Origin of the sequence: Prosthecobacter gellanilyticus (assembly GCF_007992435.1) — a bacterium.
GTDB lineage: Bacteria > Verrucomicrobiota > Verrucomicrobiia > Verrucomicrobiales > Verrucomicrobiaceae > Prosthecobacter > Prosthecobacter gellanilyticus.
The window spans coordinates 1-23,555 of record NZ_BKAG01000030.1 but is presented as its reverse complement, the minus strand read 5'-3'; the positions used below and the strand labels follow the sequence as shown (position 1 = coordinate 23,555).

Genomic DNA, 23,555 nt, shown 5'->3' with positions numbered 1-23,555 from the left:
ATGAAACGATCCCTTGTCCCCCTCTTTCTGCTCCTTGCTCACACCGGCTCCATCTACGCCGAAGGTGATGCCAAACGAGCCGCCAACACCGTCGTGCTCGACGAGACGGGAGTGAAGAACCTCCGCATCGAAACTGTCGAAGTCGAGGAAACCGACTTCGAGGCCACCATCTTTTCGCTTGGCCGCATCGAGGCGATTCCCAGCAAGATTGCCGCAGTCAGCAGCCGCATTCCAGGCCGTATCATTGAACTCAAAGTGTCACCTGGAGATACTGTAAAACTCGGTGACGAAGTGGCAAAAATTGAGAGCCGTCAGCCAGGTGACCCGCCCCCTGTGATCGCGCTCAAAACTCCGCTGGCAGGCCTGGTCACGCGTGTGGACTCACGACTCGGTGATCCAATCGACCCCGAGAAAGCCATGATTGAGATCACGGATCTGAGCGAAGTCTATGCAGTCGCTCGTGTTCCGGAGCATCAGGCCGGACGCATGAAGCCGGGAACGGTGGCTCACATTAAAGTGGCCGCATTGCCAACTGAAAAGTTTGATGGCGAGTTGCTGCGCTTCGGAACCAGCGCGGACAAAGAAAGCGGCACTATTGATGCCATCTTCCGTCTGACGAATCCCGGTGGCCTTTTGCGGGCAGACATGAGGGCGGAATTTAGCATCGTGATGAGCAAACGTAGCAACATTGTCAGCGTGCCGCGAGCTGCCTTGCAAGGTGAGGTGTCGAACCGATTCGTTTACGTGAAGGACTTTGACCTCGCGAATGCCTTTGTGAAGACGTCCGTCACCGTGGGTGAGATCAATGACCGTTTTGTTGAAATCACCAGCGGGCTTCTGCCTGCGGATGAAGTAGTCACTCGCGGCGCTTATTCCCTCTCCTTCGCCGGAGCCAGCAGCGTCTCTCTCAAGGAAGCGTTGGACGCAGCCCACGGCCACGAGCATGCCGCTGACGGTGGTGAACTAACGCCCGAGAAGAAAGCCGAAATGGCCGCCAAGAAGGGCGGAGGAGACAATCACGGGCATGAGGAATCTGGCGGAGCGAGCCCTATGTGGATGTATGCCACAGGCGCTCTCTTTGTACTGCTGCTGCTTTCAATCTTCACCAAAAAAGGTCGGCCTGATGACGACAAGGACACCCCAGCAGCCACCCCCGTCAAAAAGGAGGCACACTAATCATGTTGAACAAAATGATTCATTGGGCGCTGGCCAGCCGCGCGCTCATTATCGGCGCCTCACTCATCCTGATGGTGATGGGCTTGAAGACGGCCACCGAACTGCCTGTGGAGGTGCTGCCAGACCTCACCAAGCCTACCGTCATCATCCTGACCGAAGCTGCAGGCCTGGCACCCGAGGAGGTGGAGACACGCGTGACCCAACCCATCGAAACCGCCCTGATGGGCGTGGCGGGGCTCACACGCCTGCGTTCCAACTCAGACGTGGCCCTTTCTCTTGTCTATGCCGAATTCGGCTGGGACATGGATATTTACCGTGCCCGTATGTTTGTTCAGGAGCGGCTGCAGGCCGCGCGTGGGCAACTTCCTGATGGCGTGCAGCCGTTCATGACGCCTGTGGCTTCTCTCATGGGCGAGATTCTGCTCGTTGGTGTGCGGTCCACCATCAAAGAAGGCGAGCCAGGATACCTCCCTCCCCGGGAAGTGCGTTCGCTTGCTGATTGGACGATCATGCGCCGGCTAAAAAGTGTTCCGGGAATTGCGGAAATTCTCAACATGGGCGGTGGCGTGAAGCGCATCGAGATCCAACCTGATCCCTTCAAGATGCAGGCCAACGGTGTTAGCTTTGACGAGTTAGAGCTGGCCGCCTCGGAGTCCGCCAATACCACCACGGGCGGCTTCATCAACACTGGCCCTACGGAGATCATGGTGCGCAATCTCGCCATGACTGTCGAGCTGAACGACATTGCCCGCACCGTCATCAAGAAGGTTAATGACCGCCCTATCGCCATCGGCGATGTCGCCAATGTGGTCTGGGGAGTAGAGCCGATGCGTGGTGATGCCACGGTGAGCCAAACACCAGAAAAATCCCCCACTTATGGCGTCATCATGTCCATCACCAAGTCTCCCGGCTTTGATACCCGCGCGCTGACCGACAAGGTCAAGGAAGCTCTGCAAGAACTCAATGCCACCTTTCCACCAGGGGTCGAAACCACGCTGCTTTTCCAGCAAAAAGACTTCATCGACAACGCTATCGGAAATCTCACCGAGGCTATTCGCGACGGGGCCATCATGGTCACCATCGTGTTGTTCCTGTTCCTGCTGAACTTCCGCACCACCTTCATCACCTTGATGGCGATGCCGCTCTCCTTCGGGATCACCATGCTGGTTTTCCTTTGGCTTGGCATCAGTGTGAATAGTATGACGCTCGGCGGCCTCGCCGTCGCCATCGGCATGGTCGTCGATGACGCGATTGTCGATGTGGAGAACGTCTTTCGACGGCTGCGGGAGAACGCCGCCCTACCTCATCCTCATCCGAAGCTGCAAGTCATTGCACGGGCTTCCGGAGAGGTGCGAAACTCCATCCTCTACGCCACGGCGCTCATCATTCTGGTGTTCCTGCCTCTGCTGGGCCTGACCGGTGTGGAGGGCAAACTCTTCGCGCCCATCGCTGTCGCCACCATCATTTCGATGATTGCGTCCTTCGTCGTGTCGCTCACTGCCATCCCTGTGCTGTGCTCGCTTCTGTTGAATCCAAAGCACGGACACGAGCATAAAGACGGATTCCTTACGCGTGGCATGAAATGGCTCTTGGAGCACACACTGTTGCGCTTCGGGCTCAGCCAGCCGCTTATCATGCTGGGTATCGTGCTGATGATCGTCATCGCCGCATTTTCGCTCTACCCGAAAATGAACAAAGATTTCCTGCCCAAGTTCCAGGAGGAAACGGCCCTCGTGGCTGCCACGGCGGCTCCCGGCACCTCGCTGGAGGAGATGAACAAAATCTCCGATGTGCTGGAGCAGCAGATTCTCTCTGTTGAAGGCGTGTCAAAAGTCGGCCGCCGCCTTGGCCGTGCCGAGCGTGGCGATCACGTCGTCCCTGTCTCCACTGCTGAGTTCGACGTGGATTTCCGCAAAGAAGGTGGTGAGGGCGAAGGACATTCCAGCGGAGGCCGTGGCCGCAAAGAGATCATCGCAGACATCACCAAGAAGCTCAAATCGGTTCCCGGTGTCTTTGCCGTTGTCGGCGGGCCGCTTGCCGACCGCATCGGCCACATGATGAGCGGAGTTTCTGCGCCAGTCGCCATTAAGGTCTTCGGCCCAGACCTGGAGAAACTCCGCCAGATCGGCATCGAGATTCAAACCATCGCCAAGGGCATCCCAGGCTTTGAAGACTGCAAACTCGACCAGACCTCCAGCATCCCACAGCTCCGCATCGAGGCCGACCGTGACCGTGCCAAAGCCTATGGCATCGCCCCAGGCAAGTTGAACGACCAGCTTTCCGCCCTCATCGGCGGCAAGGATGTGGCTGAACTCCGTGATGGACAGCGGCGTGTGAATCTCGTCACACGTTTGCCGATTGAGTGGCGGGATTCGCCGGACAAAATCGCCGAGCTGCCCATGGAGGCTGGTGAGGGACAGCGCATCCCGCTTTCCCTCGTCGCCGATGTGCGCGAAGCCAAGGGGCCAAACGTCATCTTCCGCGAAAACTCTCAACGTCGTTTTGCGCTCGCCATCAAGCCCTCGGTGCAGGACGTGTCGAACCTGGTAGTGAAATTGCGGAATGAAGTCACCGAAAAGGTCAAGTTGCCGGAGGGTTACTTCGTCACCTTCGAGGGTGAATTCCAGGCGCAGAAGGAAGCTACACAGCGCATCGCTATCTTCACCCTCGTGGTGCTCGCCGTGATCGCCTTTCTTCTCTACGGCTACTTCCGCACGCCATTCTTCGCCATCCAAGTGCTCTGCGACATCCCGCTCGCCCTCGTCGGCGGCCTGGTCTTCACTTACTTCAAGCTGAACAATATCAGCATCGCCACGCTCGTCGGCTTCATTGCAGTTGCTGGTGTCGCGGCGCGAAACAGCATCATGCTTATTAGCCATTACCTGCACCTCATGCAGCACGAGGGCGAGGGCTTCACGCGCAAGATGGTCATCCGCGGCACGAAAGAACGTCTCGTGCCGGTGCTCATGACGGCGCTTGCAGCAGGCATCGGCTTGATCCCGCTCGTGCTCGCCGCCGATCAGCCGGGGAAAGAGATCCTCCATCCCGTGGCCGTCGTCATTGTTGGAGGTCTCGTTACCAGCACGCTGCTGGGCCTCGGTGTCACACCCACCGTGTTTTACACTTTTGGCCGCAAGGCTGCCGCTAGCGCCATCGAGAACGATGCACCCGCTTCCCATTGAACCCAAACCTTTCCGAATCGGCTGAGGCGCATGCCTCCGCCGCCAAGGCAAAACCAAACCAAACCCAAGCAAAACCCACAACCACAAGCCCATGAAATCCAAACTTATCATCACCCTGTTTGCCCTCGCCCTAGCCTTCACGGTCAACGCGGCGGATAAAGACAAGCACGATCACGAGGAGCACGCAGGCAAAGCCGGCCCCACCGGCGGCAAGCTCATCACCGAGGTTGAACCACACGTCGAGTTCTTCGTAAACAAGGACAAGAAGGTCGAGATTCGCTTCATCAACGACGAGATGAAAGTCGTCGCCCCAGGCGAGCAAGTCATCAACGTCACCCTCGGCGACCGCTCCGCTCCCACAAAGCTGAGCTTCACCAAGGATGGTGACAAGCTGATCTCTGACAAGGCCGTTCCCGAAGGCAGCGACCTCCCCACCGTGGTGCAGATCAAAGCCAAGGCCGGAGAGAAATCTGTCACCGAGAAGTTCAACCTGAACCTCAACGATTGCCCCACCTGCAAGAACAAGGAATACGCCTGCATCTGCGCACACGGTGAGGAGAAAAAATAGTTATCCCCGAGTGCCCTGCCACAGCGCCGCCCTCAAGGTGGGCGGCGCTGCTGGCCGGATTCTCCCGCTTCGTGGACATTTCCACTTCCGCTGCATCCGTGAAATTTGCCGAGCACAACAGATGGCCGCGCCGCGATGTCATTCGTCTCTGGCCATGGCTTCTGCCCCTCGAGTTCATCTTGTTGATGAGCCTGATGTTGTTCGGCTTCATGGAGTCTTCAAGCTCACGAATCATTGTGCTCTTCGAAGCCTATGGGTTGGCCTGGTCGGCCTTCCTGATCGCACGGCGCTTCATCGGCTTTACTACGGCGCATCGCATTGCGCTCGCACTGGCCATTCTGCTTTGCACGGCATCCTTCGTTTGGCCGGTCTCACGTTGGTGGATGTATGCCTTCATCTGCTTTGCCTCCCTCGCGATTCTGACCTCACGGCGCTCAAAAAAGATTGTCTGCTACACCCTCGTGATCGCCCTGGATATCGCCATTCACACGCTGATGAGCTCGGAACGTGAGAACGAGCGATCAAGCCGCGCAGAAAGCGTCACAGCCCCTTGACCATGGCACATGTTCCGAACGCTTAACCTTTGAACATTCATGAACAGTCGTAACAAGCTCTACACCGCCATATTTGCTTCCTTCCTGCTATTCTGCTGCGCCAGCGTAGCACAGGCAAGACCTCCGCGAGGTGTCGTCATCACAGGAGTGGTTAAGTCTGTGGATCATCAAACCCGGACGATAAGCTTTGCTCCAGAAGGCGGGCCCGTTCGTCGCCTCACCTATGCGACTCGCGCCCGATTCTGGCATGGAGAGTCCGAGTCACTCCCAGACCATCTGAAAGCTGGGATGCGTGTCCAGGTTCGCGTTCATAATCCGCTCGTCGGCGCGGACTACGTCACTCAGGTCGTCCTGATCTCGCAAGAGCCAATCGCAGAACGGACTTCGCTCTGATAATTTATGCCCCCACCAGAGCCCAAGAATAGATCCGGCATGGCTGCCTTCTCCGTTGTCCTGGCAGCGGGTTCAGTCGTGTTCTTCGTTGCTGGCTTTTTCGTTGGCAGCCTCAATACCCACCGTCCTGACGAAGGGGCTCGTGACACACTGGCCTTTATCCTTTGCCGCGTCGTCAGCCAGCTGCTGGCATTCGGAGCATGGGCAGCTGGATTCGCAGCTGTTTTACAGCGTTCGCCTTTTCAAGCGTGGAAGGCAGTCGTGGTCATGCTGCTGATTTTGATCTTCCTCATAATGCTGTTTTACAGCGCTTCCAAGGGAACGGCTGCTTTTCACTAACACCATGCGCTTCATCACCGACCATTTCACGGATTTGAACCGGCTGCTGTTCTTGGTGCCATCATTTGTGCTGGGTATCGCTCATGGTTTGGAACCTTTACATGCGCGAACTGCATTGAGCACTGAAGCCAGCCACATGCGGGACTGGAAAGCTGGTGTGGCAGTGCTGGGCGTGTGCGCCGCGCTCTCACACCTGCTCATGTTGTGGATCTTTGTCACCATTGGATCGCATGCAGCCAGTCATTGGCCGCCAGCCAGACTGCTTCCATGGTGTCAGTTCTTGTCAGCGATCCTTACAACCGGTGTCGCTATCTGGCTCCTCATTCAAACGCTTCGCCCGGTTGACAATCAGGTGGCTGCCGAGTCTGACGGCGACTCCCCGTCATGGAGTGATGAAGCTCGAACTATGCGCTCGCTCATGCAGATGGCGCTGGTCGGGATCATGAGTGGAATAACCCCGTGTCCTCTGACTGTCGGGGTCTTGCTAGGATCGTCCCAAGCTGGAAGCCTCGGGCTTGGCTCAACCGTCATTACCGGTTTGGGCGCAGGCCTTGCGCTGGCCATGACCGGCTTCGGCGTCGCAACAGCATGGGCTGTGACCAAGGCCTCTCCGCACCTCAAGAACCCATCATTGATCCGCCTGATCATTTCTCTCGTCTCTTGCGCTGTCCTGCTGGTGCTCGCCGCCTACATGGCGACCCAGGGATGGCGCGCTCTTCAGTAGTCACCCCAAAATTCAAAACGCCATGAAAATCACAACCACATACCTGCACCGGACAATTAGAATACGCCAGGCTTTCACCCACATCATTGGCCTGCTGCTCATCACCGTAGGATCTGTCCTCGCCAATGATGTGATCAGATTACAAGTCAGTGACAAAAGTGAGCATGACGACCCCAAAGGCCCAAGAAATCCACAGGAGGTGCAGAAGCGGTGGCTTGAAATTGCCGCCACCGCCTCTCGTATCGACAATCCCACCGCCGTGCGTCTTGAGTGGGCCTTCTATGGCGACAATCTGGATTCCGAGCAAGTGACCAAACATGGCGGCGGCACTGAGATTGTTGAGTTAGTCCAGGGCAAGAAGGCTAATGTAAAAACCAAGCCTCTTATCTTCAGTTTCGCCCCAAGACATTCCGTGTCCACCGGAACTGGAAGGCGTGCTCGCGCCAAGGTAGTTGAAGCAACCGGCATGCGTTACCATGGCTGGGGCGTGCGGGCATTCGTAAACGATAAGCTCGCTGGCGAAGCCTACAGTTCGCCTGACATCCAGAAGCGAATGGCTGGGACATCCGGCTAACGCCAGTCAGAACTCTCTCGAGCAGTGATCCCCTAAAGGCACCAGGCCAAGCGAAGACAACCCAAACCCCCATTGCCAACGCCTATCACAAACTGGAAGAAAGAAATCGCGAAGTTTCTTTGCGGTGGAGAAGCATTCCACGCCGTGACTCACGCCTACCTGCTTGTGTCAGGCACTCAGTTAACTGTTCTGGGAATCACAACCACGCCGACGCTCAACACCTTCTCAGTGATTACGGCGTCCCTGTTGGCAATTGCCCTCGGAATCTACGCCTGGCGCCCATCCAAGCACTAGTCCCATGAAACTGTCCTCGCATTCTCAGATGCCCCCGAAGTGCGAGGACAGACATGCCAACATTTCATCTCAGCAAAACGGGCTAGTGATTGTTTCTGCTATAATGCTGGGGCTCGGGATGCTGCCCGGAAATGAGTCTCTAAGGTGTCTGTGGCTCATTCAGTCAACTTTAGTGACTGCATTGCTAATTCTGCCAACTGCGTGGAGAGCAGCTGCATCACAGAATTTCGATATGAATGTGCTCGTGACAGTGACCGTGCCCGGCGCGTGGATCATTGGCGAAGGACATTGGGCCGCCATGATTGGCTCAGCTTTTTCACTATCGACTTCTTTGGAGTCATTCAGCACAGATGGAATTAGACGTGCGATAGTCTCTCTTGCGAAGCTGGCACCAGACACGGAGTTTCTCCGCACGTGTGTAAATCAGTTCAAGGAGACTACAGTCACCGAAGTTGCCATCGGCAACGAGATCAGGATCTGCTCCGGCACGTGCATCTCGATGGACGGCGTGGTGGTGAAAGGATCTTCAGAGGTCAATCTGGCACCGATTACCGGTGACCCCATTCCAATTAGGAAGCAGATTGGTGATGCCGTCTTTGCGGGTTCGATCAATGGCAATGGCTTGATGTTAGTGAAGGTCACGAACTCGGCTTCTGACTCGGCGCTGGCTCGGGTTATCCGGCTTGTCGGACAGAATAGTGATAACAAAGCCTCGCATCAACTTTTGGACGCCACTTCGCTAGCATCTACACACCCGTCACGGTTTTCATTGCGATTGTGGCAGCAGTTTTACCGCCGCTGCTAACAGAGGTTGAGTGGTCGCGTTCGGCCTACCAAGCTATAGTGATGCTCGTTATCGCCTGCTCAAGCGCTCTTGTGGTAGTGACGCCCGTTTCGCTGGCCTTGCCTCTGGCGGCTCTTATAAGGCGCGGCGCCCTTGGCAAGGCTGAGTCTATCTCGAGGCCATGGGCTTGCTCCCTCCTCTTCTCAACCTCAGATCAGGGAAAGTCATCGACCACCGCTCAACTTATGCTGTGCAGGGAAAATCGGAGCACTCTCCGTCGCAAGTAGCGCCCGCATTAACATCGGGAGAGATCCTGCCCCCCAGAGACTTCAATTACTACCAACAACAAACACAACAAATAGCATGAACGATAAAGAACACGATCACAACAAGGAGTCCGGCTCCTGCGAGCACGGCCATGATAATACTCCATTTCCACGCAACGCCTTGGTTGTCGCATCCGGAGTGTTGCTGGGACTTGGAATGCTTCTTGGCAATGAGATCTCCAGGAATGTCTGTTTTGCTCTCTCGACTCTCGCGGGCGGGCTATTGGTGTTTCCAGCTGCCTGGAGCGCGGCCAAGTCAAAGAGGCTCGACATGAACGTGCTCATGACTGTGGCCGTTACCGGAGCATGGATTGTTGGCGAAGGCAATGAAGCTGCTGCCGTAGTCTTTCTCTTTGCACTGTCGGAGTTGTTGGAATCCTGGAGCGTGGGCAGGGCGAGACGTGCTATAGCCGCATTGCTGAAGCTCGCGCCACAAACGGCCTTGCTACGCGGGGCCGATGGTGCCTCCAAAGAGGTGCCAGTTGCCGAAGTCGCTGTGGACGCAGAGATCATTGTGCGCAGTGGCAGCAGTGTCCCGCTGGATGGCGTGGTCGTCACGGGTGAGTCTGCCGTCAACCAAGCCCCGATCACTGGTGAGTCAGTCCCGGTGGAAAAAAAGTCTGGTGACACAGTGTTCGCCGGCACCATCAATGGCGAAGGTTCGCTGACCGTTCGAGTGACGAAGCGGGCAAGCGACTCCACTCTCGCCCGCATCATAAAGCTGGTCGAGGAAGCAGAAGAGCAAAAGGCACCTACGCAACGGTTCGTGGATAAGTTTGCAGCCATCTACACTCCCGCCGTCTTTGTTGTCGCGCTCTTGGTCGCCCTGGTGCCACCTCTGCTCATGGGAGGAGCGTGGCCGGAATGGGCCTATCGTGCTCTCGTCCTGCTTGTCATTGCCTGTCCTTGCGCGCTCGTCATCGCAACTCCCGTCTCAATAGTCTCAGGCCTCACAGCTCTGGCACGGCGAGGCGTGCTCATCAAAGGCGGCGTGCATTTGGAGGCTGTTGGCAAACTTCGTGCCCTTGCTGTAGACAAGACCGGCACCATCACCCAAGGCAAACCCCAGGTGACCGGCGTCATTCCAGTCGGCGACATCAGTGAGGAAGAAATCATGCGCCTGGCTGCCGCCATCGACGCACATTCTGAACATCCGCTCGCCAAGGCCGTCGTGGCTGCCGCCCAAGCCAAGAAGATTTCCTGGAGTGAGTCTTCGCAGTATCAGTCCGTCACCGGCCGCGGCGCAACTGCGGTGATTGATGGTCATCCGCACTTCATTGGCAATCATAAGATGGCACACGAACTGGGGCTGTGCAGGCCAGAGATCGAAGCAAAGCTTTCCGAGATTGAGGGCAAAGGCCAGTCCCTGGCAATTCTCGGACATACCTCGCATGGAAACTGCGCAGGCAAGATTCTCGGCATTCTGAGCATCGGCGACACCATGAGACCCGAGGTATCCAATGCGCTCACTCTCCTTCACGATGCCGGCATTGAAAAAGTCGTCATGTTGAGCGGCGACAATCAACGCACCGCCGACGCCATCGCCAGACAAGCGGGAATCGATGAAGCCTACGGCGACCTCATGCCAGAGCAAAAGATCGAGCACATCAAACGTCTCATGGCCGAGCATCATTACGTCGGCATGATCGGCGACGGCGTGAATGACGCGCCCGCGCTCGCTCTCGCCAGCGTTGGCATCGCGATGGGAGCTATCGGTAGTGACACTGCCATTGAGACCGCCGACATGGCTCTGATGAAGGATGATCTCACGAGGGTCGCTGAGGCCATCTCGTTAGGCCGACGCACACTGAAAATCATTCAGTTTAATGTCGGCTTCGCCCTCGTTGTGAAGACCATCTTCCTCGTCCTCGCCTTCACCGGACATACCAGCCTGTGGCTCGCCATCCTTGCGGACACTGGAGCCACGCTCCTTGTCATCATGAATGCGCTGCGGCTCCTCGGCGGCAAGACAAACCTCAATCCGAGTGCTTGATGAGTAAGCTGACTCGCAAGAGGAGAGCCGTTGCTGCCCCTGCCAAACTGTCCTTCCGGGACAAGTGCATGGTAATTGGAGTGCCTATCCTGCTCCTGGCAGTCCCGGCTATCATCTTACACTTCTCGTCCATCCGTCAACACGCTCGGGCCATTTCCAAGACAGTCGAAGAGTGGAGGACTATCTATCATCTCAACGCCGAGCAAGTTGAGCGCATCAAAAAACTTGAACTCGACTTTCACAGCAGTGGTAGCCTCTTGTCTTCTACCCCAACCCGCACCAAAGACGAAATACATCGCCATCATCAAGAAATTGGTGACATCATGTCTCCCGAAGACGGAGCCAGGTTTATCGAAGTGATGGAGAAGAGTGAGGGCGGGCATTGAGTCTTGTCAGCCTTGCCCTCACGCATCTTCTCCAGCCATTTCATTAACGAACGAAATTGTAAAGCAATCCAGGGAGATTGATGTAACCGCGGTTGTTGTGATGATGCCCGTGGTGGCGGTGATGGCTGTGGCGACGAACAGGGGCATAGTAACGGTGATGCCCATGTCGGCTCACACTGCGATAACTCGGTCTATGATGTGAACCATGATGCCCGCCGTGGCGGTAAACATGGCCGGAACTGTGACCGTGCCGGAAGGAATGGTGGTGATCACGCGCCTGCAACGAGACAGGAGCGGAGACCGCGAAGCTGGCCAGGATAGCCAGGAGGGTAAAGAGCCTTTTCATAGTGGTTAGAATTGAGGGTTCTGATTCGTCTTCCGCATGAAATCATGCATACCTTTTGAGACACTATGCCGGCCCCAGGAACTCAATCAGCGCCCCTCTTTCTCGCCTGCTTGTACGGCGCGCTCACTGGCCATTTTTTGATGGCATACCTCTGCCAAGGCTGATTCGTAACTGTATCTTTACGAGGAGATCACTCGATCCACAAATGTGCGGAAGTCTGGGTCAAAGTAGGCCTTTCGTTGTTCCCAAACAAATTTTGGGATCGGCTTTCCCAGGAAGCTCCGAATGTCCATTTCCAGTCCTTCCAGAACTTTGACTTCTCCCTCCTGTATCGCTCGATACCAGCAGTGGAGATGAAACATAAGGAGCATGACGAACTGGCTCTCCTCAGAAGTGACAGGCTTTGTATAGAGGTCTGCCAGCGGGTCTCGAACTCTGTCCAGCTTCTGGTTTGTTTGGGTTTCCTCCCAGATTTCACGATGCTGCTTTGTCAAGGTGACCAGATTCGAGAGCCGCCTTGATTTAGTGTCTTCGCGATAGCTTACAGCCGTGAAAACCAGCCCCGAGACAATACCTACCGCCGATAGCAGATCAAAAAAGTGATTCCCTATCCATGATATGACGCTGAGCATGTTGTACCCATCATATCACACTCTCAGCGATCAGGGCCAATGGTCACGCCTAGGCCTGGATGTCAGCCTTTATCCATAGAATGCGGCTATCCTCAAGAATGTTTGAGAAGGGTTTCGCGGCAGACGACAGCTTTTTCAGCTTCAGGCAAAAGTTGTAGGTTGTGGGAGATGACAATCCTGTTGAATTTAGACTCGTCACTCACCGTCTCAGTTTTAATATTCTTCGTCGTGTAGTGACAAACTGTTTTTTTTTCAAACCCCGGAAACTTTGACATCTTCGTATGACGAACAGACATAGGCTCGAGAGGCTGTTTTGTTTCCTGGCTCTCTTCCTTCTTTCAGGAAATCTAGCTCATCAGGCAAGCGCGGCAGACTGGTCAGCCAACTTTGTCCTTCCGGGGGCAAACGGAACCATACGGGCGATGGTGGAGGATGTGAACGCGATCTACATCGGCGGAGACTTTACCGCAGTTGGTGAGGTGCTGGCCAACCACGTAGCGCGGATTGACAAGACCACGGGCCAGGTCACGTCGTTAGGTGAAGGCGTTCAGCTTGGCTTCAATCTGAACAAGGACGACATCTTCTGGCAATCCGTGTATTGTCTCGCGATCTACAACGGCGAATTGTGGGTCGGCGGAAGGTTCCTAAGCGCTGGCGAGGTTCCGAGAACTCTGAATCTGGCGCGATGGGATGGGACAAGTTGGAAGAGCGTAGTTGCAGACATCCCGGCTGGCAGGGTGAAATCCCTGTTCGTGGCGGACGGAAAATTATATGTCGGTGGGGAGTTCTCCAGGATTGCTAATCTGGCTGGCACAAACGGTGCCGCTGTGTGGAACGGTTCTGAGTGGTCTGCGGTGGGCACTGGGCTTCCTTCAGGGATTCTGCCGAGCCGGGTGAACTCATTTGCTTCGACGCCGTCAGGCGTTTATCTCGGAGGCAGTTTCTACCTCCCAAATGGCACCGAACAGGTCAGCTTGGCAAAGTGGACTGGGAATGCATGGACGGAGGTGACAATTACTTTGTACCTGCAAGAGGTGAGCGCCCTGGCTGTTCAGGGCACGGAATTGCTGATTGGCCACGCCACTGGTGGGTTAAAGCGGTGGAACGGAACCGCCTTCAGCGATGTGGGCACAACACGCCGGCCTGGCATTCGCTGCATTCTGGTATCAGGTAATGATGTATATACTGGTGGAGATGCTACGAACCGACCGGATTACACGGAACCCGCACCAGTGCATTTGGTGTCGCTAGCAAAATTTAATGGCACTTCCTGGGCAGAGCCAGGAGCGGGTGTTCAAGGCACCGTGCATTCGCTCCTGGCTAGTGGTGGACAGATCTATGCGGCTGGCGAGTTCATGCAAGCTGGAGGCGTTCCGGCGGTTCGGATCGCTCGCTGGAATGGAACGCAGTGGTCTCCTGTCGTCAGTGCTGGCTCCGGTGGTGGCGTCGGTGGAAGGGTGCGAGCTGTGCTGGATGCGGGGAACAAAATCTATGTCGGTGGGGACTTCACGGTAGCGGGTGGCGTCGTGGCGAATCGAATTGCCTGCTGGAGCAAAGCTACGCGAACATGGTCAGCGCTGGGCACTGGTATGAGAGGAAGTCCACTGGGCCTGACTGCCCCTTCGACTGTCAGGGCTTTGGCGATGGTGGGAAACAATCTCTATGCAGGTGGAAACTTCATTCGTGCAGGAGGCGTGCTCTGCTGGAACATTGCGCGGTGGAATGGCACAGCGTGGTCAGCCATGAGTGACGGCCTCTTTGAGACCGTTAACACCATGCTTGTTAGCGGTTCCGACCTTTATGTAGGGGGGGCATTTGCCAACTTTGAGCGTAACAAAGTGGCTCGTTGGAACGGCAGCGCATGGGTGGACATCGGATTGAAGGGCACTTTCGCCGGCGCTGAAGTTAACGCTCTATGCATGTATGGCGGAGCGCTTCATGCCTCGGTCTCCGGTCTTCAGGGAAATGGGGCTTTTGGAGTGCTAAAATACACAGGCTCTCAATGGGTGAACCTTGACGTCCCAGATCCTCCTTCCGGTGCATGCTCCGGTTTGTCCACCTTCGGTGGTAAGCTGCTTATCTGTGTCAATCGTTCGGGGATTTTAGAATGGGACGGCACATCGCTTCACTCCCCGCCTTGGAGGTTTGGACTGTCTATCGGAAATTACAGTCCGTTTAGCAAAGTGTCTTTGGCCGTGGTCAATGGTCACCTCTATGCAGGAGGAGCAGACTTTGACGGTCAAGATCAATACGTTGAGGGAAACTACCTCTACAGTAGAGCCGCGCTGGCTAGGTTGGACGGAGACCAGTGGGTGGAGTTATTGCCAGACACCACCCATGGATCAGTTGATGCGTTGACCGTTGGCAGCAACGGTTCGGATCTCTATGTTGGTGGGGCCTTTACCGATCTGGGCGGCAAACTTTCGCACAATTTAGGCATTTATTCGGTAGGAGTTGGCGAGCCGGAAATTGAGCTGAAATCCACCACTCAGACAGAAGTGATTTCAGGCGATACTTGGAATTTTGGCACAGTGTTTACCAAGGGGTCAGTCTCGGCCACTTTCACGCTGAAAAATAGCGGTGCCGATGTGCTCTATGGGGAGAACTTATACATTGAAGGATCTTCGGACAGCTCCTTTTACATCAGGACTCAACCTGGTTTCCCCATCTGGTCCGGAGGCAGCGCGACTCTTGTGCTTGGGTTTACGCCGACGACTGTCGGCACAAAGACGGCGTTTCTCAAGATCCGCACGAATGATAGCGATGAATCGGAGTTTCAACTCAATCTGACTGGTGAGGCCGTGATGATGACCCCGCCGACGGTGAAGACGGCGGCGCCCTCGGGCGTCAGCCATGATGCCGCTACTTTGCACGGGTTCGTAAATGCGAAGAACAGCCAGAGGGAGGTGTTCTTTGATTATGGCATGACCACCAGCTATGGCCTTAGCGCAGCAGCCAGCCCCGCCACCCTTGCAGGCAATGATGATGCGGCTGTCAGCGTTATCCTGACCGGTCTGCAGCCGCACACGAAATACAATTTCCGTGTCCGGGCCACTGGCGCTCTGGGAGCGGCCAGCGGCACCAACCTGGCTTTCACCACGCTAAACCGCGCCCCAGTCGCCACGGTCGATGCGCTGGCCGTGGTGCCAGGCTGCACGGTATCGCTGCCTCTGATGGACAATGATATAGATCCGGATGGTGACCAATTGAGCCTGGCTGTCACCGGCGTCCTTTCCCCCGTGACCGCAGGCAAGCTGACCAAGGCTGGCAACCTGTTGACCTTTGCCGCAGCCCCAACGTTCAGCGGCCAGGCAAGCTTTAGCTATAGTGTCAAGGATGCCTTTAACGGCACCTCCCTGCCGGTGACGGTAACGCTGACTCCTTCTACTTGTTCCATCGATCCTTCAACGCGCGCACTCAATTCCGCAGGCTGGGTATACCCGGTGACGGTAACCGCTAGCGGTGCATGGTCAGTTGGTAAGTCGACCACGTGGATAAGCGCGAGCCCGACCTCGGGCTATGGCGGGGGCACCGTGCTCGTCACGGTGCTACCGAATGCTGGCAAATCACCGCGTTCCACAGCTATACAGATCGGCGGACAGAACCACTCTATCACCCAAGCAGGCGTGCAGCAGCCATCCCTAACATTGCCACCTGTGGTGCCGCCAGCAATCGTGGGCGGGTACTACAGTCTGGACATTCCAACCGTAAATCTTCCGGTCACATACGCGGCGAAGAATCTGCCACCAGGGTTGACGCTCAACGGGGGCACAGGCAAACTCAGTGGACGACCTACAAAGGATGGCAAGTTCGGTATAACGCTGAACGCGAGCAACGCCGCAGGCAAGGCGGCGGAGACGCTAGCCTTTGATATCAGGGTGACCGAATTGCCGCAGGAGGTCGTTGGAAGCTATCAGGGCTTGATCTCCGGGAATACCGCGATCAACGGCCAGCGAGGCAGTCGCCTGGAACTTACCACCACGCCGCTTGGAGCCTTCAGCGGCAAGATTATCACGGGCACTGCCAGTGTGACGCTGAAAGGTATGCTGGACATTGACCCGGAGAATGCCTTGCATCCACAACTGAATCTGGTGCTGCCGCCCAAAGGCGGCCCGTCGCTAAGCCTGAGGGTGGAGCTAAATGGCGAATCTAACACACTAGGCGGGGAACTGCGGACTTCTTCCGAGTCACCGGTTTTGGCGGGAGTAACGGGCTGGCGCAATGGATGGAGCAAGACGACGAAGGCCACTGCCTACAAGACACTGCATAATTTTGTCCTGGAGCAGCCGGACTCCGATCCTACACTGCCGCAGGGGTGCGGCTACGGTTCCATTCTTGCCGCGAATGAAACCACTGGAGCGGTGGCGGTTAGCGGTCGGACTGCCGACGGAAGCAACTTCACTACGTCGGCCTTCGTTGGCCCGCAGGGGCAAGTTTTATTGTATCAATCATTGTTTGGCGGAAAGGGCTCCCTCTCGGGTGTGCTGAACATCACGGCAGGGCTGACTCCAGCTGCGAACACCCTGACGGGTGCTGCCAGCTGGTTTAAGCCCGTCCCGCCAGTCAGCCCACCGTCAAAAGACTTGGTTTACAAAGAGGGGTTTGGGCCGCTGGATTTGACCGTGGAAGGCTCTGCCTACAGACCAGTTTCTGCGGGGCATGTGGTGCTGGAACTAGCGAACGGCTCCTCTAACAATGCAGAATTGATTCTTGATCGTGCGCCGGAGGTAGACCTCATGCTTGACCTCCGCTTATACAATCCAGGAACCGCGCTGGTGAACAAGGCGGTGGTGCCTGCCACGGTAAACAAGGTCAATGTCTCAACCCTCAATCTAACCACCGGCGCATTCGCTGGCGATTTCACTCTGCCTGGAGTTACGACAGCGCAAAATCGCACGGCCATTTTCCAAGGAGTGATCGTGAAGCGGCCCGCTGGAATAGCAGGCTTGGGATACTTCCTGATTCCAGAGTCGAGCACTGGGACGGCTCCAAAGAACTCCGGTCGCGTGATGCTGAAGCCACTGCCGTGATTCGATTTTCAGCGGTTCATCGTGTGAATGCGGCACCGAAGACCGCCGTGAAAACGCTCGCCACGAGATGGCTTACTCCAGTGACTGAGATGGCACAGCTTTAAAAGCTGTGGCGGCCAGTTGTTCAGGCCTTGGCAGGAATGTCAGCCTTAGCGTCCACCAAAATGCGGCGAGGGACACGGACAATTCGCTCATCTGGGCCACAGCCTGCGGTGGCGGGGAGAAGAGACTTGGCGTCGTCAGTCATGTCGATGCCGATGATGGCGAAGTCGCCATCATCCAGTTCCCAGATGTCTGGGCAGTTCTCCAAGGCCGGAGTGCTCTGGCCGTTGGCGTGCGGATCAGGGCCGATGCGTCGGACGAAGTTCATAAGTGAGTAAAGTTGAGTTTGAGTCCGCTTCCACGCTACAAGTGTAGCGTGGTTCAGTCAACGCGCTTTTCTACAATCGTAGCGTGTCTGAAATCCTCACAGTGAGCGCTAAACTATGCGCGGCGCTCTGCGTCGTGCTGAGAGAGGCCCGTGAGGAAGCCTCCCTCTCTCTGGGCGAGGTGGCTAAAATTTCCGGGCTCAACCGTCAGGCAATCACCTTCATCGAGCGGGGCGACCGCAAGCCCACGACGGACACGATAGCGAAGCTGACTCTTGCCTTGGGGATATTGCCCTCGCAGGCGTGGGCCAGGGCCGAACAGCACCTCAAATTGGAACAGCCGCGACCCGCAGCCCGCTCCAGCAGAAACCAATCTCCTCCCGGTAAGCGAAAACCATAACCACACTCCCACTATGTTTGGTCTTTGGAAAAAGCGGAAGCCTGAGCCACTCAAGCCACCGACTTATGCACTGATTGATGGGTTTGAAACGTCCACCGATGCCTTTTACAAGAGCATTGAGGACGAGTTGGAGGCCAGAAAAGTTCCAGGCTTGGACTTCTCACGGTTAGATTACCGCGAAGGCGGCCCTCTGTCAGCCAGAAGGGATTACCTTCGCATGCGCCGGGAGCGGCTGACCTTCGATCTATGCTCAGCGCCCTTCGGAACCTCGTGGTTCTTCTCCTATCGGTTCTGCGAGATACCGGCCCCATTCCCGCTCCTCCAGTTGCTGATCGTTGTGATCCTGACCGCAGCGCTCACCATGGGCTATGTGGCTCTCTTCGGAATGCTCTGGGGAGGTGCCATCATTGGCATGACCGTCCTGGGCTTTTTCCTGCTGCTTCGCAATACGTTGACCCTCGGGTTTCAAGATTTTGACGCCTGGCTCCTCACCGTTCCCGTCTTCGGAGGCGTCTATGAGATCTTTCGGAAAGAGACTTTTTTCCGAACCGACACGCGCATCATGTATGCCGATACAATTGAGAAGGTAATTCAGGCGAAGATCAAGGAAGTGACGGCGGCTGAGGGAATCGAGAAAGTGGAATTCATGGAGGCCAGGCCCGACATCCATCCCCTCTTAGCAAGGCTGGTGCAGGTGCCTTCCCGAACTGGCTCATAATGTCGATTCATGAACAGCTCTCGGCGCAGTATTTGCAGTGGGAGCTGCGGGGACGAGGCTGGTTTGTGCATCCAGAGCCGGTTGCCATTGAGCCGCCGTTCCAGGCCTTCAAGGGCTATCAGCTGCGCGGCGACGGAAACGCAGATGATGCTCGCCGTTCCTCCTTTGCGGAACGTCTGCTGAAGAAGGCGGGACAGTGGCTGAACTCAGCGCCTGATGTGCAGGCTGAGCCTGAGGACACGGATTCCGAGAGCGAAGTCATTGGCTGGAGCCGCGACTCCTGCCACGAGATAGCGCTCACGTTTCCCAAATCCCTCCGTTACCGGCGAGACCAGATGGAGTCTTTTTTGCGCATGTCACGGACATGCCGGGAGCCAATCTCCTTTGAGATCCTCGCCGATGACCGCGAGATCGGCTTTCAATGGGTCTGCGGTGTCGACGATGCCAGCCATCTCAAGGCCTGTTCCACCGCTCTCTTCCCAGATTGCGTCACGCGCGATGGAGATGCCCACCTTCGGAAGACATGGGATCAATCCGGGCGGATGTATGCCGTGGCCGAGATCGGCCTCGCACGCGACTGCCTGCTGTCGATTGAAACCGGTAAGGTTGACCTGCTTCCTGGCCTCCTCGCCGCGATGTCTGTCTGCGAACAAGGCGAGATGGCGTTGTTCCAGGTGATTTTTGAGCCTGTATCAGCTCCGTGGGAGGAAGGCATGGCGGACGTCTCGACCCAGGCAGATGGATCTTCAGTCTTCCGGAATCGCCCAGAACTTCCGCGCGAGGCCGCGAATAAGACGCGCACCCCACTCTATGCGGTGGTCATCCGCCTCGTGGCATGCGCCGAAACCTCAGAGCGAGCATGGGCACTGCTGGCCGGCATGACAGTGTCGCTGAACATTCTCGCGCGTCCCGGAGGCAACCACCTTGTTCCTTTGGCGCTGAAGGATTACCCCGAAGAAGCGCAGGAAGAGGACATCCTTTTCAGGCAGTCTCATCGCTGGGGAATGCTGCTTTCCCAGGAGGAGTTACTGACCCTTGTCACCCTCCCCACCGACAGCATCGCCTGCCGGAAATTGCGGCAGGATACCGGGCGCACCAGGGCCTTTGCAGGCGCTGCGGGCAGCGGGCTGTTCCTCGGATGGAACGATCATGCCGGCGCTCGCAGCGAGGTGTTTCTCACGCCCGAGCAGAGGGTCAGGCACATGCACGTGATCGGCGGCACCGGCACGGGGAAGACGACCTTCCTGACGAACCTGATCCGCCAGGACATCGAGAGCGGACAGGGCTTTGCCCTCCTCGATCCCCATGGCGACCTCGTCGAGAAATTGCTGTGCATGGTGCCAGAAAGCCGCATGGATGACGTCGTCCTGATCGATGCTGGCGATGAGGCGCACAGCGTCGGCTTCAATATCCTCAGTGCCAAGGCGGACTATGAGAAGGCCTTGCTGGCATCTGACCTGGTGAGCATCTTTCAGCGCCTCTCCACGAGCTGGGGAGACCAGATGGCCGTGGTGCTGCGCAACGCCATCCTCGCTTTCCTGGAGCATCCCGAAGGCGGGACGCTGGGAGACGTGCAGCGCTTTCTGCTGGAGCCCGACTTCCGCGGCAAAGTTCTCGAAGGGGTAAGCGATGCGGATGTCGTTTACTACTGGCGGAAGGGGTTCCCGCTCCTCGGCGGGAGCAAGTCGATTGGGCCGGTTCTTACCCGCCTCCAGACCTTCCTCTCTCCCAAGCCCATCCGCTACATGGTCGCCCAAAGGCAGGCCAAGCTGGATATGCAGGAGATCATGGACTCCGGGAAGATCCTGCTCGCTAAGCTCCCCCAGGGCCTCATGGGCGCGGACAACAGCTACCTGCTCGGCTCTTTGCTCGTGTCGAAGATCCAGCAGACGGCCATGGGGCGTCAAAGAATGCCGGAGAGCCAGCGGCGATTGTTCACCCTCTATGTCGATGAGTTCCAAAACTTCATCACCCCTTCTATGGCTGAGATCCTTTCGGGCGGGCGCAAATACAGGCTGTCCCTCGTCTTGGCGCATCAGGGGTTGGAGCAGCTTGGCCGCAATGACACCGTAGGGAGCGCCGTGCTGGCGAATGCCGGAACCCGTGTCGTATTTGGCGTGGGAGACTCGGACTCACGCGAACTCGCCAAAGGCTTCGCACATTTTGAATCCGAGGCCCTCCAAGCATTAAGCATTGGCGACGCAATTGCCCGGGTTGAGAGAAGCGACCAGGACTTCAACCTGCGTGTCCCACCTCCGCCAGAAGAGTTGCCTGACGAAGTCCGACGCGATGAAGTCATCGCCCGCTCCAACTGTCGATATGCAACCGCCCGAGCCGAGATCGAGGCTGCTGAACGGAAGCGACTGTCCGAACAAGTCTCAGCACCTTCCCCGAAAAGGGCTGAGGCCAAGAAGGAGGAAGCTCCCATGCCTGCTGTGGAAGCTGCACCCCCAGCCTCGCAGGCAGCGGTATCCGGAGACCTGCCGAAGGAGGCTGAGAACGTCCCGCAGACACCTGTCCTGGTGACCGAGGCAGCCGCGCCCCGGTATGAGTCGACATCCCTTAAGGACGATCTGGAGGAACTCGGGCGTGGGGGGGAGACTCACAAGGCCGCGCAAGCCGAGTGCAAGAGATTGGCAGAGACACGGGGTTTCCGGGCCACCATCGAGCGGCAGCTCCCCGACTCCCTCGATAAAGTAGATCTGTATCTCGAAAGAGACGGGATCACTATCGCCTGCGAGGTTTCCGTCACCAACACCCTCGAATATGAGATGCGGAACATCACGAAATGCCTGCGGGCGGGCGTGACACAGGTGCTGGTTCTGGCTGTCGATGTCGACAAGCACCAACGCCTCAGCGGCGCGATAGCGTCGCAGCTCCCGCCGGATCAGCAAAAGCTTGTTCTCTGCCTTATGAAGGACGATTTCGCGGCCTTCCTGGATTCCATACCAGAGGCGATTGGCGCGACCGCCACCAGCCATCCTGCGCCCGAGAAGGCCAAGATGGTCAAGGGCTGGAAGGTGAGAACCAACACCATACCTACCACTGATGCCGAGGTGACGGACGTCGAAAAACAACTGGCGGCGACGATGGCTGAAAACCTCCGGCGCAGAGCGACCAAGAAGCGGAAGAAGAAATGATCACTCGTTTCTTGAAATGGTGTTCGTTTGACGATAAAGGCTATGTATGCAAAAGACTTTGCCCATTTGCGATCAGTCTACCAAGCGCGTCGGAATCTGGATCCGCGTCTCTACGGAAGAGCAGGCTAACGGGGACAGCCCGCAGAATCATCGGAGCCGGGCCGAGGGATACGCGATCTCGCGAGGCTGGAAGATCTTGGAGGTTTACGACCTCGCGGGAGTCAGCGGGAAGAGCGTGGCCGATCATCCCGAAACCAAACGCATGATGGCGGACATCAAGAGAGGCCACATCCAGGCGCTCGTCTTCACCAAGCTCGCCCGACTGACGCGCAACGCCAGGGAGCTCATGGAATTCAGCGATTTCTTCCAGACGCACCACGCCGACCTCGTGTCGCTTGGCGAACAGATCGACACCAGCACGCCTGCAGGCCGCCTGTTTTTCAATCTCGTTGGCTGCATGGCTCAGTGGGAACGCGAAGAGATCACCGACCGCATCAGGAGTTCCGTCCTCGTCCGCGCCAAGCAGGGCAAGCCCCTCAGCGGCAGCGCGCCGTATGGCTATACCTGGAAGGACAAGAAGCTGGTCGTCCAGCGGGACGAGGCTCCGATCCGTCTCCTGGTCTATGAGCTTTTCGATGAGGTCAAACGGCTCAAGACCGTTGCCCGGATGCTCAACGAGCGGGGCTATCGCACGAGGAGCGGCAAGATGTGGTCGGATACGACCGTGCGCTACATGGTTCGCGACCCGACGGCCAAGGGCCTCCACCGCCAGAACTACAGCGCCAGCGTCGGCAAGCGCATGGTCATCAAGCCCGAGAGCGAGCACATTTTCAACGGAGTTGAGGCCATCGTTCCCGCCGAGCTATGGGAGCGGTGCAACGCCCACCTGGACGGACGCTACGTGAAGCGCGACCGCCGCCCGGGAAAGACGCCCGCCCACATTTACAGCGGCTTCGTCACATGCCACTGCGGGGGCAAGATGTATGTGCCCATGAAGACGGCCAAATACATCTGCCAGAAGTGCCGGAACAAGATCGGCTGCCAGGATCTTGATGAGATCTTCATGGAGGAGCTGAAGGGCTACCTGGTGAAGGACGAGAACGTCCAGGCATACCTCAACAAGGCAGGAGCCGCCCTTTCCGAAAAGCAGGCGCTGCTCGAGCAGCGGCGCAGCGAGACTACCAAGCTGGAGGAGGACAAACATAGGATGCTCCGGCTCTATCTCGACGGCAATATCGGCGGGGAGGACTTCAAAGCCTTCAACGATCCGATAGTCGAGCGGCGCCGCCAGCTCGACGCGGAGCTCGAACGGGTGCAGGGCGAAATCGACGTTCTCACAATTGACAGCCTATCAAGTGAACAGATCGCGGCGGAAGCCCTCAACCTCCATTCGAGGTGGCCTGAGATGACCCTCGAAGAAAAGCGCCGGGTCGCCGAACTGATGGTGAGAAGCATCGTCGTAGGCGATGGCGACATCACCTTCAACCTGATCCAGCTTCCCAGCTATCAAGATTTCGCAAATAGGCAAAGTAGCCATCACACTCCGTGTGATGAGCGGTGGAGGTGGAGAGCACGTGATGCCAGCGCATCTCCCAGCACTCTCATCATCTCGACTGAGCCGCTCGAGC

The 23,555-nt window shown here is 57.0% G+C and carries 18 protein-coding genes; 15 read left to right on the top strand and 3 right to left on the bottom strand.

Features of this window, described 5'->3' with window-relative positions; translation table 11 throughout:
- From BGE01nite_RS18540 to BGE01nite_RS18490, 10 genes are all read left to right on the top strand, one after another.
- A complete protein-coding gene (locus tag BGE01nite_RS18540; protein WP_146852380.1) occupies nt 1–1,176 on the top strand; it encodes an efflux RND transporter periplasmic adaptor subunit in 1,176 nt (391 codons plus the stop codon).
- Nucleotides 1,177–1,178: 2 nt separating this feature from the next.
- Nucleotides 1,179–4,358 carry an efflux RND transporter permease subunit gene (locus tag BGE01nite_RS18535; RefSeq protein WP_146852378.1) on the top strand — a complete coding sequence of 1,060 codons (3,180 nt, stop codon included), beginning with the start codon at nt 1,179–1,181 and terminating at the stop codon, nt 4,356–4,358.
- A 91-nt stretch (nt 4,359–4,449) separates the two neighbouring features.
- Nucleotides 4,450–4,926: a hypothetical protein gene (locus BGE01nite_RS18530; RefSeq protein WP_146852376.1), complete on the top strand. Its 477-nt coding sequence runs from the start codon at nt 4,450–4,452 to the stop codon at nt 4,924–4,926.
- A 98-nt stretch (nt 4,927–5,024) separates the two neighbouring features.
- Nucleotides 5,025–5,480 carry a hypothetical protein gene (locus BGE01nite_RS18525; RefSeq protein WP_146852374.1) on the top strand — a complete coding sequence of 152 codons (456 nt, stop codon included), beginning with the start codon at nt 5,025–5,027 and terminating at the stop codon, nt 5,478–5,480.
- Between the two features lie 432 nt (nt 5,481–5,912).
- Nucleotides 5,913–6,212, top strand: coding sequence for a hypothetical protein (locus BGE01nite_RS18520; protein ID WP_146852372.1), 300 nt, complete (start codon nt 5,913–5,915; stop codon nt 6,210–6,212).
- A 4-nt stretch (nt 6,213–6,216) separates the two neighbouring features.
- A complete protein-coding gene (locus BGE01nite_RS18515) occupies nt 6,217–6,936 on the top strand; it encodes an urease accessory protein UreH domain-containing protein (protein ID WP_146852370.1) in 720 nt (239 codons plus the stop codon).
- Nucleotides 6,937–6,958: 22 nt separating this feature from the next.
- Nucleotides 6,959–7,510: a hypothetical protein gene (locus BGE01nite_RS18510; protein ID WP_146852368.1), complete on the top strand. Its 552-nt coding sequence runs from the start codon at nt 6,959–6,961 to the stop codon at nt 7,508–7,510.
- Between the two features lie 298 nt (nt 7,511–7,808).
- Entirely contained in the window at nt 7,809–8,609 is an 801-nt protein-coding gene (locus BGE01nite_RS18505; RefSeq protein ID WP_146852366.1) for a P-type ATPase actuator domain-containing protein, read from the top strand.
- A gap of 132 nt (nt 8,610–8,741) precedes the next feature.
- Entirely contained in the window at nt 8,742–10,907 is a 2,166-nt protein-coding gene (locus BGE01nite_RS18495) for a heavy metal translocating P-type ATPase (protein ID WP_218033034.1), read from the top strand.
- Entirely contained in the window at nt 10,907–11,293 is a 387-nt protein-coding gene (locus tag BGE01nite_RS18490) for a hypothetical protein (protein WP_170266878.1), read from the top strand. Before BGE01nite_RS18495 ends, BGE01nite_RS18490 begins: the two co-directional genes overlap by 1 nt.
- A gap of 18 nt (nt 11,294–11,311) precedes the next feature.
- Here the strand turns inward: BGE01nite_RS18490 and BGE01nite_RS29060 are convergent, their stop codons facing one another.
- On the bottom strand, nt 11,312–11,458 hold the full coding sequence (locus tag BGE01nite_RS29060; RefSeq protein WP_170266877.1) for a hypothetical protein: 147 nt from the start codon (nt 11,456–11,458) through the stop codon (nt 11,312–11,314).
- 360 nt (nt 11,459–11,818) lie between these two features.
- On the bottom strand, nt 11,819–12,271 hold the full coding sequence (locus BGE01nite_RS18485; protein ID WP_146852362.1) for a hypothetical protein: 453 nt from the start codon (nt 12,269–12,271) through the stop codon (nt 11,819–11,821).
- 434 nt (nt 12,272–12,705) lie between these two features.
- On the opposite strand from BGE01nite_RS18485, the gene BGE01nite_RS18480 reads away from it, so the two are divergent.
- A complete protein-coding gene (locus tag BGE01nite_RS18480) occupies nt 12,706–17,301 on the top strand; it encodes an Ig-like domain-containing protein (RefSeq protein WP_170266876.1) in 4,596 nt (1,531 codons plus the stop codon).
- Nucleotides 17,302–17,425: 124 nt separating this feature from the next.
- On the opposite strand, the gene BGE01nite_RS18475 is transcribed toward BGE01nite_RS18480, so the two are convergent.
- Nucleotides 17,426–17,671 (bottom strand): hypothetical protein, encoded by a 246-nt coding sequence (locus BGE01nite_RS18475; protein WP_218033033.1) that lies wholly within the window; start codon nt 17,669–17,671, stop codon nt 17,426–17,428.
- Between the two features lie 83 nt (nt 17,672–17,754).
- Here BGE01nite_RS18475 and BGE01nite_RS29915 point away from each other — a divergent pair, with 83 nt between their 5' ends.
- From BGE01nite_RS29915 to BGE01nite_RS18455, 4 genes are all read left to right on the top strand, one after another.
- Nucleotides 17,755–18,069: a helix-turn-helix domain-containing protein gene (locus BGE01nite_RS29915; protein WP_146852358.1), complete on the top strand. Its 315-nt coding sequence runs from the start codon at nt 17,755–17,757 to the stop codon at nt 18,067–18,069.
- A gap of 13 nt (nt 18,070–18,082) precedes the next feature.
- Entirely contained in the window at nt 18,083–18,787 is a 705-nt protein-coding gene (locus tag BGE01nite_RS18465; RefSeq protein ID WP_146852356.1) for a hypothetical protein, read from the top strand.
- Nucleotides 18,788–19,329: 542 nt separating this feature from the next.
- A complete protein-coding gene (locus tag BGE01nite_RS18460) occupies nt 19,330–21,927 on the top strand; it encodes a type IV secretory system conjugative DNA transfer family protein (RefSeq protein ID WP_170266875.1) in 2,598 nt (865 codons plus the stop codon).
- 46 nt (nt 21,928–21,973) lie between these two features.
- Nucleotides 21,974–23,555: recombinase family protein (locus tag BGE01nite_RS18455; RefSeq protein WP_146852352.1), on the top strand; the 1,582-nt coding region annotated here is incomplete at its 3' end.